The following is a 14,682-nucleotide window of genomic DNA, read 5'->3' as shown; positions in this document are numbered from 1 at the left end:
GACTGCCGGCGCCCCAGCGATCACAATTTCGGATTTACTTCGACGCCAGCGCCACATCCACTCCCGTGCCGCACCGCGTATCGCCGCCATGAATCCATCGCCATTCGTTCCCGTTGAAGGCGACCTTTCCATTCCCCGATTCCGCCCGCTCGACGGCATCCCGCTCGGGCGCGAATGGACGTTTCGGGGCACGTCGGACGCCCGATCGGGCAGCGCGTACGCCGCGCGGACCAAGACCACGTGCATCGACGTCGAGGCTCCGCATCGCGCCTGCCACTGGACGCCGTCGAGCGATGCGAAGCCCGAACCCGTCGTGGTCCGGCCTCGCTCGCATCCGGACGCTGCCGCACCCGCGCGGCGCGCCGTGCGCGCGTCCTGTTGGACCCTCGGCGCGCTCGGCATCATCGGCGGGCTCATCGCCGCCCACGAGCCGGCTTTCGATCCTGCGCGGGCGCCGGGTAACGCGCAAACGGGCGTCACCGCCGTCAGCCGTGTCGCCCAGCCGCCGGGGCCCGCGCTCGCCGCTGCCCGCGCACCTGCCAGCGAGCCTTCGATCCACGCCGCACCTGAAGCGGCAGCGGCCAGGCCGGTGATCACTGCCGACGCCGCGCCGGTGACCGCCAAAGCCGAACATCAGGTCGTGACGCACGCCGCAGCGATCCCGCGGACGAGTCGTGCAAGCGAACGGCAGGCGACGGCGCGCGCGCAGCCCGCCATGCCCGCCGCGCTCCACCGGGTCGTCGCACGCGTCCAGCCCGCCCCACCGCCGGCGGCAGCCTCCGCGCTTCGACGCGCGTCCACGACAACACCGCTCGACGAGCTCGACAACCCGCAACCGCTGATCGCGCTGGAAAAGGCGCTGCGGGCCGAACATCCCGCGGCCGTGCGGGCGCCGCAAACGGCCGCGGCCGACGGCGACTGGACGTCGCGGCTGTCACATCGGCGCCTGACCGACACGCCGGACGCATTCATGCGCTGACCGGCGTGCTGCAAAAAAAATCAACCCGATCCGCGCAAGCCGATCGGGTTGATTCGTTCAGACTGTCCTGGTCGTCGGACCCGGCGAGGATCGCGTCTTCGCCGGGCCCGCTGTTTCGTCGATTCTTGTCGATCCGGGCCGGCGCGTGGTTACTTGTGCACCGGCAACCCCGTCTCGGTCTGCCGCTCGAGCTGCTGTACCTGCTGTTGCAGTTCGCGCAACTGCGCCTGCGCGGCGCGCTTCTCGATCTGCAGCGCATGCGTCTGCTCCTGCGCCGACTTCTGCCGCTGCGCGACTTCCGCCTGCTGGCTGCGCGCGATGCCCAAGTCCGCCTGCAACTGCTGCGCGCGACTGTTCGACAATGCGATCACACGCTCGAGAAACGCCTTCTGCGCCTGCAGTTCGGTCCGGCGGATTTCGATGTCCGACAACTGTACGGTCTGCTGAATGAAATTCGCATAGATCATTTCCGCGCGACTCTTGTCCTGCGACTTGATCACCCGCCAGAGGTGCTTGTCCTGGAACAGCGCGACGTAGTACGTCATTTCCTGCGGATCGAACATCAGGCTCGCACCGTAGCTGCCGTTGTACGTGGTGCGCATTTCGACGACCTTGCCGTCGCGCAGCATCCGCGTCAGCTCGGCGACGTTGCCTTGCGCGGCCCCATCCGCCGCGGGTGCGGCTTCGCCGCTCAGGCTCGTCACGGCCGGGCGGGTGCCGGCGACGGGCGCCGTGTCGTCGGCGGACCACGCCGCAACGGCGTGCGCGCATGCGGCCATCGCAACGATCCACGTTGCGCATCGGACAGGGGAAAGATTTCGGAAGACCAACGTCAGACTCCGGCGGACGAATCGGGAACTCACGATTATCGTTCAATTCGCCGATGCCGCATCTCGAATTTAACGAGATGCGGCGCGTCGTTGCAACGCTCGACGGTCTTACAGGCGGGTCTCGCGCGCGGCACGCAGGAATGCGTCGAGCAGCGGCGTGCAATCGAGCAGTTCGGCCCCACCCGCGCGATGGAACTCGGGGTGCCACTGCACGCCGACGACGAACGGCGCGCGCCGGTAGCGGATGCCCTCGATGATCCCGTCGCCGGCCGAGACGGCCTCTATGTTCAGGTCACGGCCCAGGTCGCGGATCGCCTGGTGATGGATCGAATTGACGATCGCCTCGCGGCGCCCCGGGAACATGCTCGCGAGCGTCGAGCTGTCGGGGAACCGGATCGCGTGGCGGTGCTGGTCGTAATGCTCGCTCACGTGCGGGTTCGCGGTCGGCACGTCGGTCGCGATGTCCTGGTAGAGCGACCCGCCGAACGCGACGTTGATCAGCTGGCAGCCGCGGCACACGCCGAGCACCGGCTTGCCGGACTCGACGAATTCGTGCAGCAGTTCGAGCTCGTACATGTCGCGCACGCGGTCGCCCGGCCATTCGGGATGTGCGTCCGATGCCGCATAGGTCTGCGGCGACACGTCGGCGCCGCCCTGCAGCAGCAGGCCGTCGAGATGCTTCGCATAGTCGCGCAGGCGGATGTTGCTCGGATGCAGCATCCCCTGATGACCGACGGTCGGAATCATGAAGACCAGCACGTCGCGCGACATCACCCAGTGCGCGATCGATTCCTCCAGGTACTGCAGCGTCTTGCCGCGCAGCCCCTTTGCACCGGGCTCCGGATGGAAGATCCGCGCGGACACGCCGATGCGCAGCGTGCGCTGCGTGATGCGCTGGCCGGCGCGGTCGAACAGGCGGCGCGCACGCGCCGCGATGATCCGGCCGAACACCGACCACGGCGTGTCGCTCTGCTTCAGATAGGCGGGCGGCGCGGTCTGCGCGCTCGCGGGCGGCGGCCGCGGCGTGTCGAAGTCGGGCGGCGCGCCGAATCCCGGCGGCGGCGCGCCCGGTTTGCGTTCGTTCGCCGTCGCGCCGGCGCCGCCGGCCGCTGTCCCCGGCGCACCCGGCTCGGACGCCCCGGTGACGGGCGAAGCGCCCGCCCCGGCGACGTCATCGACGACGCCTTGTGCCGCGGACGTCTGGGCGGCCGTGCCGGCCGCTGCGTTCACCGAATTCGGACGGGTGGGATCGGAAGAAGGAGATGACGTGCCGGCCGAGCCGGCGAAGGAAGGCGTGTTTTCGCTCATGACGTTGGTCTGCTGCGTCGCTCACGCGGGTGGATTGACGAAGGTTCATTATGCTTCAGTGCCCGATCGCGCGGGGAACCGACAACATCTTGTCATCAATGTTGCAAGGGTCCGGTCGCTTCCCGCGGGGGGAGCGCCGCCGACCGGGCGCGCTGGACATCTGTGATATATCACCATAATATCGACGCATTGCCCATGCGCCGGAGCTATCCGAATGCCCTCGCCTCGCCCGGCCGCCGCGCCACCACCCGCATGAACACCCGGATCGATGCCCCGCCCGCCCGCCGCCCCCCTGCCTCGTCCGCCAGCCTCGCCGAACGCGCATATGCGCTGATCCAGCGCGACATCATCACGATGCGCCTCAAGCCCGGCGCCGCGCTCAACGAAGCCGAGCTCGTCGCGCGCACCGGCATCGGCCGCACGCCGGTTCATCAGGCCGTGCATCGCCTCGTGCTCGAGGGGCTGCTGTCGGTCATCCCGCGCAAGGGGCTGATGGTGCAGCCGCTGTCGCTCGACGACATCGTCGCGATCATCGACGTGCGGCGCATCAACGAAGCGCACTGCGTCGAGCTCGCCGCCCGCCACGCGACTCCGGACGATTTTGCGCGCCTGGCCGCGCTGCTCGACGACGGCGAGACCCGCGCCGACGCGCACGACGTCGAGGGGATGATGGAGCTCGACCGCGCGTTTCATCTGACGATCGGCGCGGCCGCGCGCAACCCGGTGCTGGCCGAGATCCTGCGCGGGCTGCACGAGCGCTCGCTGCGCTTCTGGTTCGTCACGCTGTCCGCACCGGACCACCTCGCCGACGTCCAGCGCGAACACCGCGAACTGTTCGAGCGGCTCGCCGCGCGCGACGCCGCCGGTGCGCGCGCGGCCGTCGAACGCCATATCGACTCGTTCCGCGCCACCCTTCTTCAACATCTTCATCCCTGAGCCGACCATGACCACTTTCACGCCCCTCCCTCCGCTCGCCCAGCTCGCCGCGGATCTCGCGTCCGGCAGGACGACGAGCCGCGCGCTCGTCGACACCGCGCTCGCACGGATCGCCGATCCGGCCGGCCAGGGCGCGGTCGTGTTCACCGAAGTCGACGCCGACAACGCGCGCGCCGCAGCCGATGCGCACGACCGGCTGCGCGCGGCCGGCACCGTGCTGTCGCCGCTCGCGGGCATTCCGGTGTCGGTGAAGGACCTGTTCGACGTCGCCGGCCAGGTGACGCGGGCCGGCTCGCGCGTGCTCGACGGCGCGCCGCCCGCCACGACCGACGCGATCGCCGTCGCGCGGCTCAAGCGCGCGGGCGCGGTGCTGGTCGGCCGCACCAACATGAGCGAATTCGCATTCTCCGGCCTCGGCCTGAATCCGCATTTCGGCACGCCGCGCTCGCCGTATCGCCGCGACGTGCCGGGCGACGCGCGGATCGCCGGCGGCTCGTCGTCGGGCGCTGCCGCGTCCGTCGCCGACGGCATGGCGGCCGTCGCGCTCGGCACCGACACCGGCGGCTCGATCCGCATCCCGGCCGCGCTGTGCGGGCTGACGGGCTTCAAGCCGACCGCGAGCCGGATTCCGCGGCAAGGCGGCGTGCCGCTGTCGACGACGCTCGACTCGTTCGGCCCGATCGGCCTGACGGTCGCATGCTGCGCGCTCGTCGACCGGATGCTCGCCGGCCTCGAGCCGCACGTGCCCGCCGCGCGCCCGCTCGAAGGCGTGCGGCTCGGCGTGCTGACGAACTATGTGACGGACGGGGTCGACGCCGACGTCGCCGCATCGCTCGACGCCGCGCTCAAGCACCTGGAAGCGGCCGGCGCGATCGTCACCGAGGTGCGCTTCGCGGCGCTCGACCGGCTGCCTGACATCAACCGCTTCGGCTTCTCGCCGATCGAGGCCTACGCATGGCACCGGCCGCTGCTCGCGCAACACAGCGACCGGTACGACCCGCGCGTGCTGACTCGGATCCTGAAGGGCGAGCCCGCGAGCGCGGCCGACTACCTCGACCTGCTCGCCGCGCGCCACGCGCTGCTCGACGAAGCCGCACACACGGTCTGGTCGCGCTTCGACGCGCTGGTCGCGCCGACGGTGCCGGTCGTGCCGCCGCGCATCGCCGAACTGGAAACGGACGACGACGCGTTCGCACGCGCCAACGCGCTGATCCTGCGCAACCCGAGCGCGTTCAACTTCCTCGATGCGTGCGCGCTGTCGCTGCCGTGCCATCCGCGCGACGCCGCGCCGGTCGGCCTGATGCTCGCCGCCGCGCCGCATCGCGACGACGCGCTGCTCGCGATCGGCCAGGCGGTGGAAGCGGTGCTGAACACGATCCGCTGACGCATGAGCGGGGCGCGGCGGCGCGCGCCGAGCAGGCTGTCAGTTTCGTGCCAGTTCGTTCGCGCTAAAATCGCGCGATTGTTTTCCGGACCGACCCACGAGGAATCTCGCTGACCATGAACGACTACACGCTTGCGCTACGCCGTGAACGCCGCCTGCTGATGCTGCTCGGCTGGATATGCATCGCCCTGCTCGCCGGCGCGCTCTATCTGCAGTACGTGAAGAACGAGGACCCGTGCCCGCTGTGCATCATCCAGCGCTACTTCTTCGCGGCGATCGGCATCTTCGCGTTCCTCGCCGCCGGGATGCACCACTGGCGCGGCGTCTGGCTGCTCGAATTGCTGATCGCGATCTCGGCGGCCGCCGGCGTCGGCACTGCCGCGCGACACCTGTCGATCCAGATGAACCCCGGCTTCAGCTGCGGCTTCGACACGCTGCAGCCGATCGTCGACAGCCTGCCGCCCGCGCACTGGTTCCCCGGCATGTTCAAGGTCGCCGGTCTGTGCGAGACCGTCTATCCGCCGATCTTCGGCATCCTGCTGCCCGGCTGGGCGCTGATCGGCTTCGCGGCGATCCTGATCCCGGTTGCCGCGAGCCTCTGGCGCAATCGCCGCAAGCTCGCGGGCTGAGCCGCGACCGGTTCCGCGCGCGCGGCCGCGGCCGGCCGCAACTGCCGGCCGTATCTCACTGGCCGCGCCTTGCCGACCACACCTCGCCGGCCGCGCCTCGCCGGCCGCGCGTAAACACCTACCCCTTTGCGGCGCGCCTTTCCGGGCAGACCACCTCCCGCCCCGCTTCACCGTCGCACACTGCCCAGCCCCGCCGGGCCTGCGTCCGGCCGGCCTCGGGCCGCCGGACCCGCAACGTCCCGCGACGGGCCTATGATCGACATGATCGCCGTCTGATAGCGCGCATCAACGCCGGACGATCTTCCGGCCTTTTTGCAGTGCTATCGTGCGGGCTGGATGGCGATCTACGTGCGCGAGGCCGGGCGGTCTCGAACCCTGCGTAACGCGCGCCTGATCCGCAATGTCGACCGGATTCATCATGACAACGCAAACCATCCGCATCTGTCACCCTCATGGCGTCCGCGCCGCATTTGGCGGCTCATCCGGCCGCTCATTCGGCGGCGCACCTCGCACGCCCCGCCCCGCACCCGCTGCGGCGCCCGCCGGCCCGCGCCGCGCATCCTGCACCGACCGTCCGGGAGCCCACTGATGGAACCGTGGCTCGGCGATCTCCAGCACATGCTCGCGCACGGCGAAGCGGCCGTGCTCGTCACCGTCGCGCACACCGACGGCTCCGCACCGCGCGAAGCCGGCACCAAGATGCTCGTGACGCGCGACACCGCGCGCCACACGATCGGCGGCGGTCATCTGGAATGGAAGGCGATCGAAATCGCGCGACACCTGCTGAAGGACGGCGCGCACGTGCCGCACGCACGCAAGCTCGAGCGGCTCGCGCTCGGCCCGAGCCTCGGCCAGTGCTGCGGCGGCGCGGTGGTGCTCGCGTTCGAGCGGCTCGACGTCGGCGATCTCGGCTGGATCATGTCGCTCGCGAAACGTGTCGCGGCCGGCGCCGCGACCGTGCGTAGCGTATCATTCGGCCCCTCGCCGGGCGCGCCGCTCCTGAGCGAGCCGGAACCGGCCGCCGCGCGCGCCGACTGCCTGCTGTGGGAAACCGGCGGCGTCTCGCTGATGACCGAGACGATCGCGCCGCATGCGTTCCCGGTCGTGCTGTTCGGCGCCGGGCACGTGAGCGCCGCGCTCGTGAAGGTGCTCGCGACGCTGCCGTGCAGCGTGCGCTGGGTCGACCGGCGCGACGCGGCGTTCCCGCCGTCCGACACGCTCGCCGGGATCGGCAACCTGACGATCGACGCGAGCGACACGCCGGACGACGCCGTCGACGCCGCGCCGCCGCAGAGCTACTTCGTCGTGATGACGCACGATCATGCGCGTGACTTCGCGCTGGCCGAGCGCATCCTGCGACGCGGCGACTACGCGTACTTCGGGATGATCGGCTCGCACACGAAGCGCGTGCAGTTCGATCACCGGCTCGCGGCGCTCGGCGTCGATCCGGCGCAGATCGCGCGGATGCGCTGCCCGATCGGCGTCGAAGGCATCGTCGACAAGGCCCCCGAAGTGATCGCGATCTCGGTGGCCGCGCAGTTGCTGCAGGCCGTCGAAGCGCATGCGCCCGCGCAGGCTTCCCCTACTTTCTGACCGACCAAGAAAAACGCCATGACCCCGACATTCAAAGAGAAAATCGCCCGCGCGCCGAAAGCGGAGCTGCACATCCATATCGAAGGCTCGCTCGAGCCGGAGCTGATCTTCGCGCTCGCGAAGCGCAACAACGTGAAGCTCGCGTACGACTCGATCGACGCGCTGCGCGCCGCGTACGCGTTCACCGACCTGCAGTCGTTCCTCGACATCTACTACGCGGGCGCGAGCGTGCTGCTCACCGAGCAGGATTTCTACGACATGACGGCTGCATACTGCGAACGCGCGCTCGCGGACAACGTCGTCCACACCGAGCTGTTCTTCGACCCGCAGACGCACACCGAGCGCGGCGTGCCGATCGAAACGGTCGTCGCGGGGATCGAGCGCGCGCTCGCCGATGCGGAGCAGCGCGGCCTGTCGAGCCGGCTGATCCTGTGCTTCCTGCGCCATCTGTCCGAAGAGGATGCGCTCGCGACGTTCGACGCCGCGCTGCCGCTCTTCGAGCAGTACCGGCATCGCCTGATCGGCATCGGCCTCGATTCGTCCGAGCGCGGCAACCCGCCGTCGAAATTCGCGCGGGTGTTCGAGAAGGCGCGCGCGCTCGGCCTGAAGCTCGTCGCGCACGCGGGCGAGGAAGGCCCGCCCGCATACGTGTACGAAGCGCTCGATCTGCTGAAGGTCGACCGGATCGACCACGGCGTGCGCAGCATCGAGGATGCGGCGCTCGTCGAGCGTCTCGCCCGATCGCGGATGGCGCTCACCGTCTGCCCGTTGTCGAACCTGAAGCTGTGCGTGTTCGACGACATGGCGAAGCACACGCTGAAGGCGCTGCTCGACCAGGGCGTCGCGGTGACGATCAATTCCGACGATCCGGCCTACTTCGGCGGCTACGTCAACGACAACTATTTCGCGACCGTCGAAGGGCTGCGCCTGACGGACGCGGAAGTCCACACCGTGATCCGCAACGGCTTCGAGGCGTCGTTCGTCGACGCCGCGCAACGCGACGCGCTGACCGCGCGCCTCGACGCGTACTGGCACGCCGCCTGACGAGGCGACCGACGAATGCGGACTGCCGCGGTCACGGCGACCGACCTTGAGGAACGCTTTTCCGATTGATATCCGAGGCGGCGCGGGCCGTCGCAACCCGCCCCGCGCCGCCGCTCGCACCACGCTGATCGTTTTTTCCACGCAGGACCATTCGTCATGACGCAAACCGCTTTCCGCGCCCGGCTGCTGACCTTCAGCGGCGACCCGGCGCAATCCGACCAGGCCGTGCACTACGAGACCGACGGCCTTCTGATCGTCGACGACGGCAAGGTCGTCGCGGCCGGCCCGCACGCGCGGCTCGCCGCGACGCTGCCGCCCGACGCGCTCGTGCACGACCTGCGCGACAAGCTGATCGTGCCCGGCTTCATCGACACGCACATCCACTACCCGCAGACGGACATGATCGCGTCGCCGGCGCCCGGCCTGCTGCCGTGGCTCGACAAGTACACGTTCCCGACCGAGCGGCAGTTCGGCGACGCCGACCATGCGCGCGAGGTCGCGGAATTCTTCGTCGACGAGCTGCTCGCGTGCGGCACGACGAGCGCACTCGTCTACTGCACGGTGCACAAGCAGTCGGCGGACGCGCTGTTCACGGTGAGCGACGCGCGCGACCTGCGGATGATCGCGGGCAAGGTGCTGATGGACCGCAACTGCCCCGAATTCCTGCGCGATACCGCGCAATCGGGGTACGACGACAGCGCGGAGCTGATCGGCCGCTGGCACGGCCGCGGCCGCCAGATGTACGCGCTCACGCCGCGCTTCGCGCCGACGTCGACCGAGGCGCAGCTCGAGGCGTGCGCCGAACTCGCGCGCCGCCATCCGGACGTGTTCGTGCAGAGCCACGTGGCCGAGAACGTCGACGAGGTGAAATGGGCGGCCGAGCTGTTCCCCGGCCACCGCAGCTACCTCGACATCTACGATCATTACGGGCTGCTGCGCCGCCGCGCGGTGTACGGCCACTGCATCCATCTCGACGACGAGGACCGCCGCCGGATGGCCGAGACGGGCACCGTGGTCGCGCACTGCCCGACGTCGAACTTCTTCCTCGGCAGCGGCCTGTTCGACTTCGACAAGGCCGGCGAATACGGCGTGCCGGTCGCGCTCGCGACCGACGTCGGCGGCGGCACGTCGTTCTCGATGCTGCAGACGATGAACGAGGCGCACAAGGTCGCCCGGCTGTCCGGGCATCACCTGAGCGCCACGCGGATGTTCTGGCTCGCGACCGCGGGCGCCGCGCACGCGCTCGACCTCGCGGACACGGTCGGCACGCTCGCGCCGCGCACCGAGGCGGACTTCGTCGTGCTCGATCCGCAGGCGACGCCGCTGCTCGCGCGCCGCACGCAGCGCGCGGAATCGCTCGAGGAGCTGCTGTTCGCGTTCGCGCTGCTCGGCGACGACCGGGCCGTGTACCGGACCTATGCGGCCGGCCGCTGCGTGCACGAGCGCGGCACCGCGCGCCGCACCGCCTGACCGAACGCCGGCGCGCGCCGCGCGATGCGGTGTCCGAACCGCTTTTGCGCGCGGCGCACGCCGTGCTAGAATCCGCTCCTCATTGGGGAGTAGCCGCTCCGCTCGATGTCCCGCGCCACCGGCGCGCATCGTGACGGAGGCGTCCGTCAACAGACTTGGCCGTTCGGCCATGGCGGGCGCAGCCACCGAAGGCCTGGCGAGACCGATGGTTCACAGTGCGCCGCATCAGGGCCCGGCGCGCCGTGGATCGTCGCTCGCACGCATAACGACAGGCCCGTGGAACCCCGTACGTGACCCAAGCCTTCCTGATCTCCACCGGCGCCGTCGCCCTCGCAGAAATCGGCGACAAGACGCAACTGCTTTCCCTCGTGCTCGCCGCGCGCTACCGCAAGCCCGTTCCGATCATTCTCGGCGTGCTGGTCGCGACGCTCGTCAACCACGGCTTCGCGGGCGCGCTCGGCGAATGGCTCGGCGCGCTCGTCACGCCGTCGATCATGCGCTGGGCGCTCGCATTCTCGTTCATCGGGATGGGGCTGTGGATCCTGGTGCCGGACAAGCTCGACGCCGACGAAGCCAACGCGAACCGCTCGCGGCTCGGCGTGTTCGGCGCGACCCTGGTCGCGTTCTTCCTCGCCGAAATGGGCGACAAGACCCAGATCGCGACCGTCGCGCTCGCCGCGCGCTTCCAGGATTACATCGGCGTCGTCGCCGGCACGACGTTCGGGATGATGCTCGCGAACGTGCCTGCGATCCTGCTCGGCGACCGCTTTGCGCACCGTCTGCCGACGAAGGTCGTGCACGGCATCGCGGCCGTGCTGTTCGTCGTGCTCGGCGCGCTCGCGCTGTTCGGCGTCGGGGCATGACCCGCGCGGCGCCGCGGCCGGCCAGCGGCCGCGGCGCCGCCATCGCCTTCTACTTGACTACCGCCGCGCCCGACGCCGGCGCGGCCGACACCGCGCGCTCGTTGGCCGCCGGCGCGGCCGGCCCGCCCTTCTTGTCGACCGGCAGCCGCACGGTCCTGACCGCGCCGTTGCCGAGCGGGAAATCGGCGAGCGCGCTGCGCGCGAGGAACGGCATCGCATACAGCAGCACGCCGTTGTCGCCGGTCGTGCGCGCGGTCACGTTATAGACTTCCTTGCCCGTCGCGCGCTCGGTGATGCGGATGCCGAGCGTGTAGTCGAACACCTGGTACGTCTGGTTCACGTAGCCGCTCGGGAACGGCCCCCAGGGCCCCCACGGGCCCGGGCCCCACGGCCCGCGCCGCCAGTACGGCCCCGGGAACCAGGGGTCGTAATAGACCGGCGTCGGCACCGCCACCAGGTCGCTGCCGATGCCGTAGCTCAGCCCGACCAGGTAGCGGGCGCTCGCCTGCGGCACCTGGCGGAACGCATATGAAGACAGTTCGCCGGCAACGATCGGCTCGTAGGTCGACTGCTCGATGCTGTTCTTCTGCGCGTCGCTGCGCGTGAAGGCATAGGTGCGTGTCGCGTCACTGCCGCTCCAGTCGGAGAAGGCCGTGACCTGCGTCGTCACGTAGCTGGTGCAGCCCGCCAGCAGCGCCACGCACAGCGCCGCCGCCCAACCTGCACCGCGAAAAATCCGTTCGCGTCTCATGATCGTCCTCGTCAATCCGTCACCCGCCCGTCGCGTCGCGCGAACGGTCGGGATGCCGATAATACGCGGACTGTCCGAAACGGTAAAAAGTTCGCACGGCACGCAAACTCAAGCCTTTGTACAATGGGCCGATCCGCCGGGCCCGCGCCGCGCGCCCGATCCCGATTCCACCGACCTCGACAACCATGTCCGACAACGCCTCCTCCACCGTGATCCGCCGCGCCGACTACACGCCGCCGGCGTTCCTCATCGATTCCGTCGCGCTCGAATTCGACCTCGCGCCGGCCCGCACGATCGTCAGGAACACGATGCGCGTGCGCCGCAATCCCGACGCCGCGCCCGCCCCGCACCTGGAGCTGATGGGCGAGGCGCTCGAATTCGTCGGCGCATCGCTCGACGGTGCGCCGCATGCGGCCGTGCGCGCGCACGAGCGCGGGCTGACCGTCGAGAACGTGCCCGACGCGTTCGAGCTGACGCTCGACAGCGCCTGCGCGCCGGACCAGAACACGACGCTGTCCGGCCTGTACGTGTCGAGCGGCAACTTCTTCACGCAGTGCGAGGCCGAGGGCTTCCGCCGCATCACCTATTTCCTCGACCGTCCCGACGTGATGGCGTCGTACACGGTGACGCTGCGCGCGGACAAGGCCGCATACCCGGTGCTGCTGTCGAACGGCAACCTGGTCGATTCCGGCGAGCTGCCCGACGGCCGCCACTTCGCGAAGTGGGAAGACCCGTTCAGGAAGCCGAGCTACCTGTTCGCGCTCGTCGCGGGCAAGCTCGTCGCGATCGAGGAGAAGATCACGACCGGCTCCGGCAAGGAGAAGCTGCTGCAGGTGTGGGTCGAGCCGCAAGACCTCGACAAGACCCGTCACGCGATGGATTCGCTGATCCACTCGATCCGCTGGGACGAGAAGCGCTTCGGCCTCGAGCTCGATCTCGACCGCTTCATGATCGTCGCGGTCGGCGACTTCAACATGGGCGCGATGGAAAACAAGGGGCTCAACATCTTCAACACGAAGTATGTGCTGGCGAACCCCGAAACGGCGACCGACACCGATTTCGCGAACATCGAATCGGTCGTCGGCCACGAGTATTTCCATAACTGGACCGGCAACCGCGTGACCTGCCGCGACTGGTTCCAGCTGAGCCTGAAGGAAGGCCTGACGGTGTTCCGCGACCAGGAGTTCTCGGCCGACATGGCCGCGGGCGACGACGCGAACGCGGCGGCCCGCGCGGTCAAGCGCATCGAGGACGTGCGCGTGCTGCGCCAGCTTCAGTTCGCCGAGGACGCAGGCCCGATGGCGCACCCGGTGCGCCCGGAAAGCTACGTCGAGATCAACAACTTCTACACGATGACCGTCTACGAGAAAGGCTCGGAAGTCGTGCGGATGTACCAGACGCTGTTCGGCCGCGACGGCTTCCGCAAGGGAATGGACCTGTACTTCAAGCGCCACGACGGCCACGCGGTCACCTGCGACGATTTCCGCCACGCGATGGCGGACGCGAACGGCCGCGACCTCGCGCAGTTCGAGCGCTGGTACAGCCAGGCCGGCACGCCGCGCGTGACGGTGAAGACCGCGTATGACGCAGCCGCGCGCCGCTACACGCTGACCCTCGCGCAGGGCTTCGGCGACGCGTCGCCCGCCGCGCGCGAGACGCAGAAGGGTCCGCTCCTGATTCCGTTCGCGATCGGCCTGATCGGCCGCGACGGCCGCGACCTGCCGCTGCGCCTCGACGGCGAGGCCGCCGCCGCCGGCACGACGCGCGTGCTCGAATTCACCGACGCCGAGCAGACCTTCACGTTCGTCGACGTGCCGCACGAGCCGCTGCCGTCGCTGCTGCGCAACTTCTCCGCGCCGGTGATCGTCGAGTACGACTACAGCGACGACGACCTCGCGTTCCTGCTCGCGCACGACAGCGATCCGTTCAACCGCTGGGAAGCGGGCCAGCGCCTCGCGACCCGCGCGCTGCTGACGCTCGCCGCGCGCGCGGCCGCAAACGAGCCGCTCGCGCTCGGCGAGAATTTCGTCGCCGCGTTCCGTCGCGTGCTGACCGACGACGCGCTGTCGCCCGCGTTCCGCGAGCTCGCGCTGACGCTGCCGTCCGAAACCTACCTCGCCGACCAGATGGCCGAGTCCGATCCGGCCGCCGTGCATCGCGCGCGCCAATTCGTGCGCCGCCAGCTCGCGACCGCGCTGCGCGCCGACTGGCTCGCCGCATACGACGGCCAGCAGACGCCGGGCGCCTATGAACCGACGCCGGACGCCTCCGGCCGCCGCGCGCTGAAGAATCTCGCGCTCGCCTACCTCGCCGAGCTGGAAGACCCGGCCGACGCGGTGCGCGTCGCGAGCGCGCAATACGACGCGGCGAACAACATGACCGATCGAGCGGCCGCGCTGGGCGCGCTGCTGTCGGCCGCCGCGGCCGGCGCGAACGAACCGGCCGAGCGCGCGCTCGCCGACTTCTACCGGCGCTTCGAAAAGGAGGCGCTGGTGATCGACAAGTGGTTCGCGATGCAGGCGGCGCAACGCGGCACGCCCGCGCACCCGACGCTCGACAAGGTTCGCAAGCTGCTCGCGCATCCGGCGTTCAACCTGAAGAACCCGAACCGCGCCCGCTCGCTGATCTTCAGCTTCTGCGCGGCGAACCCCGCGCAGTTCCACGCGGCGGACGGCTCGGGCTATGCGTTCTGGGCCGAGCAGGTGCTGGCGCTCGATGCGATCAATCCGCAGGTCGCCGCGCGCCTCGCACGCTCGCTCGAACTGTGGCGCCGCTTCACGCCCGCGCTGCGCGAGCGGATGAAGGCCGCGCTCGAGCAGGTCGCCGCCGGCGCCAAGTCGCGCGACGTGCGCGAGATCGTCGAGAAGGCGCTCGCCTGACGCGACCCGTTTCCGC

Annotated in this window: 12 protein-coding genes and 1 riboswitch; of the genes, 9 read left to right on the top strand and 3 right to left on the bottom strand. The window is 69.8% G+C overall.

Translation table 11 applies throughout. The features are described 5' to 3' along the window. The first annotated feature begins 88 nt into the window (after nt 1–88). On the top strand, nt 89–979 hold the full coding sequence (locus HWX31_RS05080; protein ID WP_174964636.1) for a hypothetical protein: 891 nt from the start codon (nt 89–91) through the stop codon (nt 977–979). 149 nt (nt 980–1,128) lie between these two features. Here the strand turns inward: HWX31_RS05080 and HWX31_RS05075 are convergent, their stop codons facing one another. Beyond that, nucleotides 1,129–1,809, bottom strand: a complete 681-nt coding sequence (locus HWX31_RS05075; RefSeq protein WP_174964637.1) for a DUF2968 domain-containing protein — start codon at nt 1,807–1,809, stop codon at nt 1,129–1,131. Between the two features lie 108 nt (nt 1,810–1,917). Further along, nucleotides 1,918–3,117, bottom strand: a complete 1,200-nt coding sequence (locus HWX31_RS05070) for a gamma-glutamyl-gamma-aminobutyrate hydrolase family protein (protein WP_124470425.1) — start codon at nt 3,115–3,117, stop codon at nt 1,918–1,920. A 252-nt stretch (nt 3,118–3,369) separates the two neighbouring features. On the opposite strand from HWX31_RS05070, the gene HWX31_RS05065 reads away from it, so the two are divergent. The 7 genes from HWX31_RS05065 (at nt 3,370) to HWX31_RS05035 (ending at nt 11,036) form a co-directional block, all read left to right on the top strand. Further along, nucleotides 3,370–4,053, top strand: coding sequence for a GntR family transcriptional regulator (locus tag HWX31_RS05065; protein WP_059731344.1), 684 nt, complete (start codon nt 3,370–3,372; stop codon nt 4,051–4,053). 7 nt (nt 4,054–4,060) lie between these two features. Then, entirely contained in the window at nt 4,061–5,437 is a 1,377-nt protein-coding gene (locus tag HWX31_RS05060) for an amidase (protein ID WP_174964638.1), read from the top strand. 116 nt (nt 5,438–5,553) lie between these two features. After that, on the top strand, nt 5,554–6,066 hold the full coding sequence (locus HWX31_RS05055; protein WP_174964639.1) for a disulfide bond formation protein B: 513 nt from the start codon (nt 5,554–5,556) through the stop codon (nt 6,064–6,066). A gap of 588 nt (nt 6,067–6,654) precedes the next feature. Next, the gene (gene xdhC, locus HWX31_RS05050) at nt 6,655–7,659 is read left to right on the top strand and encodes a xanthine dehydrogenase accessory protein XdhC (protein WP_174964640.1); all 1,005 of its coding nucleotides are present in this window, start codon (nt 6,655–6,657) and stop codon (nt 7,657–7,659) included. Nucleotides 7,660–7,677: 18 nt separating this feature from the next. Beyond that, nucleotides 7,678–8,703 (top strand): adenosine deaminase, encoded by a 1,026-nt coding sequence (locus HWX31_RS05045; protein ID WP_174964641.1) that lies wholly within the window; start codon nt 7,678–7,680, stop codon nt 8,701–8,703. Between the two features lie 156 nt (nt 8,704–8,859). Further along, nucleotides 8,860–10,173: a guanine deaminase gene (gene guaD, locus HWX31_RS05040; protein ID WP_059654915.1), complete on the top strand. Its 1,314-nt coding sequence runs from the start codon at nt 8,860–8,862 to the stop codon at nt 10,171–10,173. Nucleotides 10,174–10,245: 72 nt separating this feature from the next. Then, a riboswitch (yybP-ykoY riboswitch) is annotated at nt 10,246–10,384 on the top strand. A gap of 79 nt (nt 10,385–10,463) precedes the next feature. After that, complete coding sequence (locus HWX31_RS05035; RefSeq protein ID WP_059483129.1) at nt 10,464–11,036, top strand: TMEM165/GDT1 family protein; 573 nt, start codon at nt 10,464–10,466, stop codon at nt 11,034–11,036. Between the two features lie 49 nt (nt 11,037–11,085). Here the strand turns inward: HWX31_RS05035 and HWX31_RS05030 are convergent, their stop codons facing one another. Beyond that, a complete protein-coding gene (locus HWX31_RS05030) occupies nt 11,086–11,787 on the bottom strand; it encodes a DUF4136 domain-containing protein (protein WP_174964642.1) in 702 nt (233 codons plus the stop codon). A 185-nt stretch (nt 11,788–11,972) separates the two neighbouring features. On the opposite strand from HWX31_RS05030, the gene pepN reads away from it, so the two are divergent. Next, on the top strand, nt 11,973–14,666 hold the full coding sequence (gene pepN, locus HWX31_RS05025; protein WP_174964643.1) for an aminopeptidase N: 2,694 nt from the start codon (nt 11,973–11,975) through the stop codon (nt 14,664–14,666). The last annotated feature ends 16 nt before the right edge of the window (nt 14,667–14,682 follow it).

It is taken from the genome of Burkholderia ubonensis (assembly GCF_902833085.1).
GTDB classification, from domain to species: domain Bacteria; phylum Pseudomonadota; class Gammaproteobacteria; order Burkholderiales; family Burkholderiaceae; genus Burkholderia; species Burkholderia ubonensis.
This window is presented reverse-complemented; position numbering and strand designations above follow the sequence as displayed.

Bases quoted from the DNA above. Each gene is read 5' to 3' on its own strand.
- HWX31_RS05045 (WP_174964641.1), top strand. From the start codon at position 7,678: ATGACCCCGACATTCAAAGAGAAAATCGCCCGCGCGCCGAAAGCGGAG.
- HWX31_RS05060 (WP_174964638.1), top strand. From the start codon at position 4,061: ATGACCACTTTCACGCCCCTCCCTCCGCTCGCCCAGCTCGCCGCGGAT.
- pepN (WP_174964643.1), top strand. From the start codon at position 11,973: ATGTCCGACAACGCCTCCTCCACCGTGATCCGCCGCGCCGACTACACG.
- xdhC (WP_174964640.1), top strand. From the start codon at position 6,655: ATGGAACCGTGGCTCGGCGATCTCCAGCACATGCTCGCGCACGGCGAA.
- guaD (WP_059654915.1), top strand. From the start codon at position 8,860: ATGACGCAAACCGCTTTCCGCGCCCGGCTGCTGACCTTCAGCGGCGAC.
- HWX31_RS05055 (WP_174964639.1), top strand. From the start codon at position 5,554: ATGAACGACTACACGCTTGCGCTACGCCGTGAACGCCGCCTGCTGATG.
- HWX31_RS05030 (WP_174964642.1), bottom strand. From the start codon at position 11,787: ATGAGACGCGAACGGATTTTTCGCGGTGCAGGTTGGGCGGCGGCGCTG.
- HWX31_RS05080 (WP_174964636.1), top strand. From the start codon at position 89: ATGAATCCATCGCCATTCGTTCCCGTTGAAGGCGACCTTTCCATTCCC.
- HWX31_RS05065 (WP_059731344.1), top strand. From the start codon at position 3,370: ATGAACACCCGGATCGATGCCCCGCCCGCCCGCCGCCCCCCTGCCTCG.
- HWX31_RS05070 (WP_124470425.1), bottom strand. From the start codon at position 3,117: ATGAGCGAAAACACGCCTTCCTTCGCCGGCTCGGCCGGCACGTCATCT.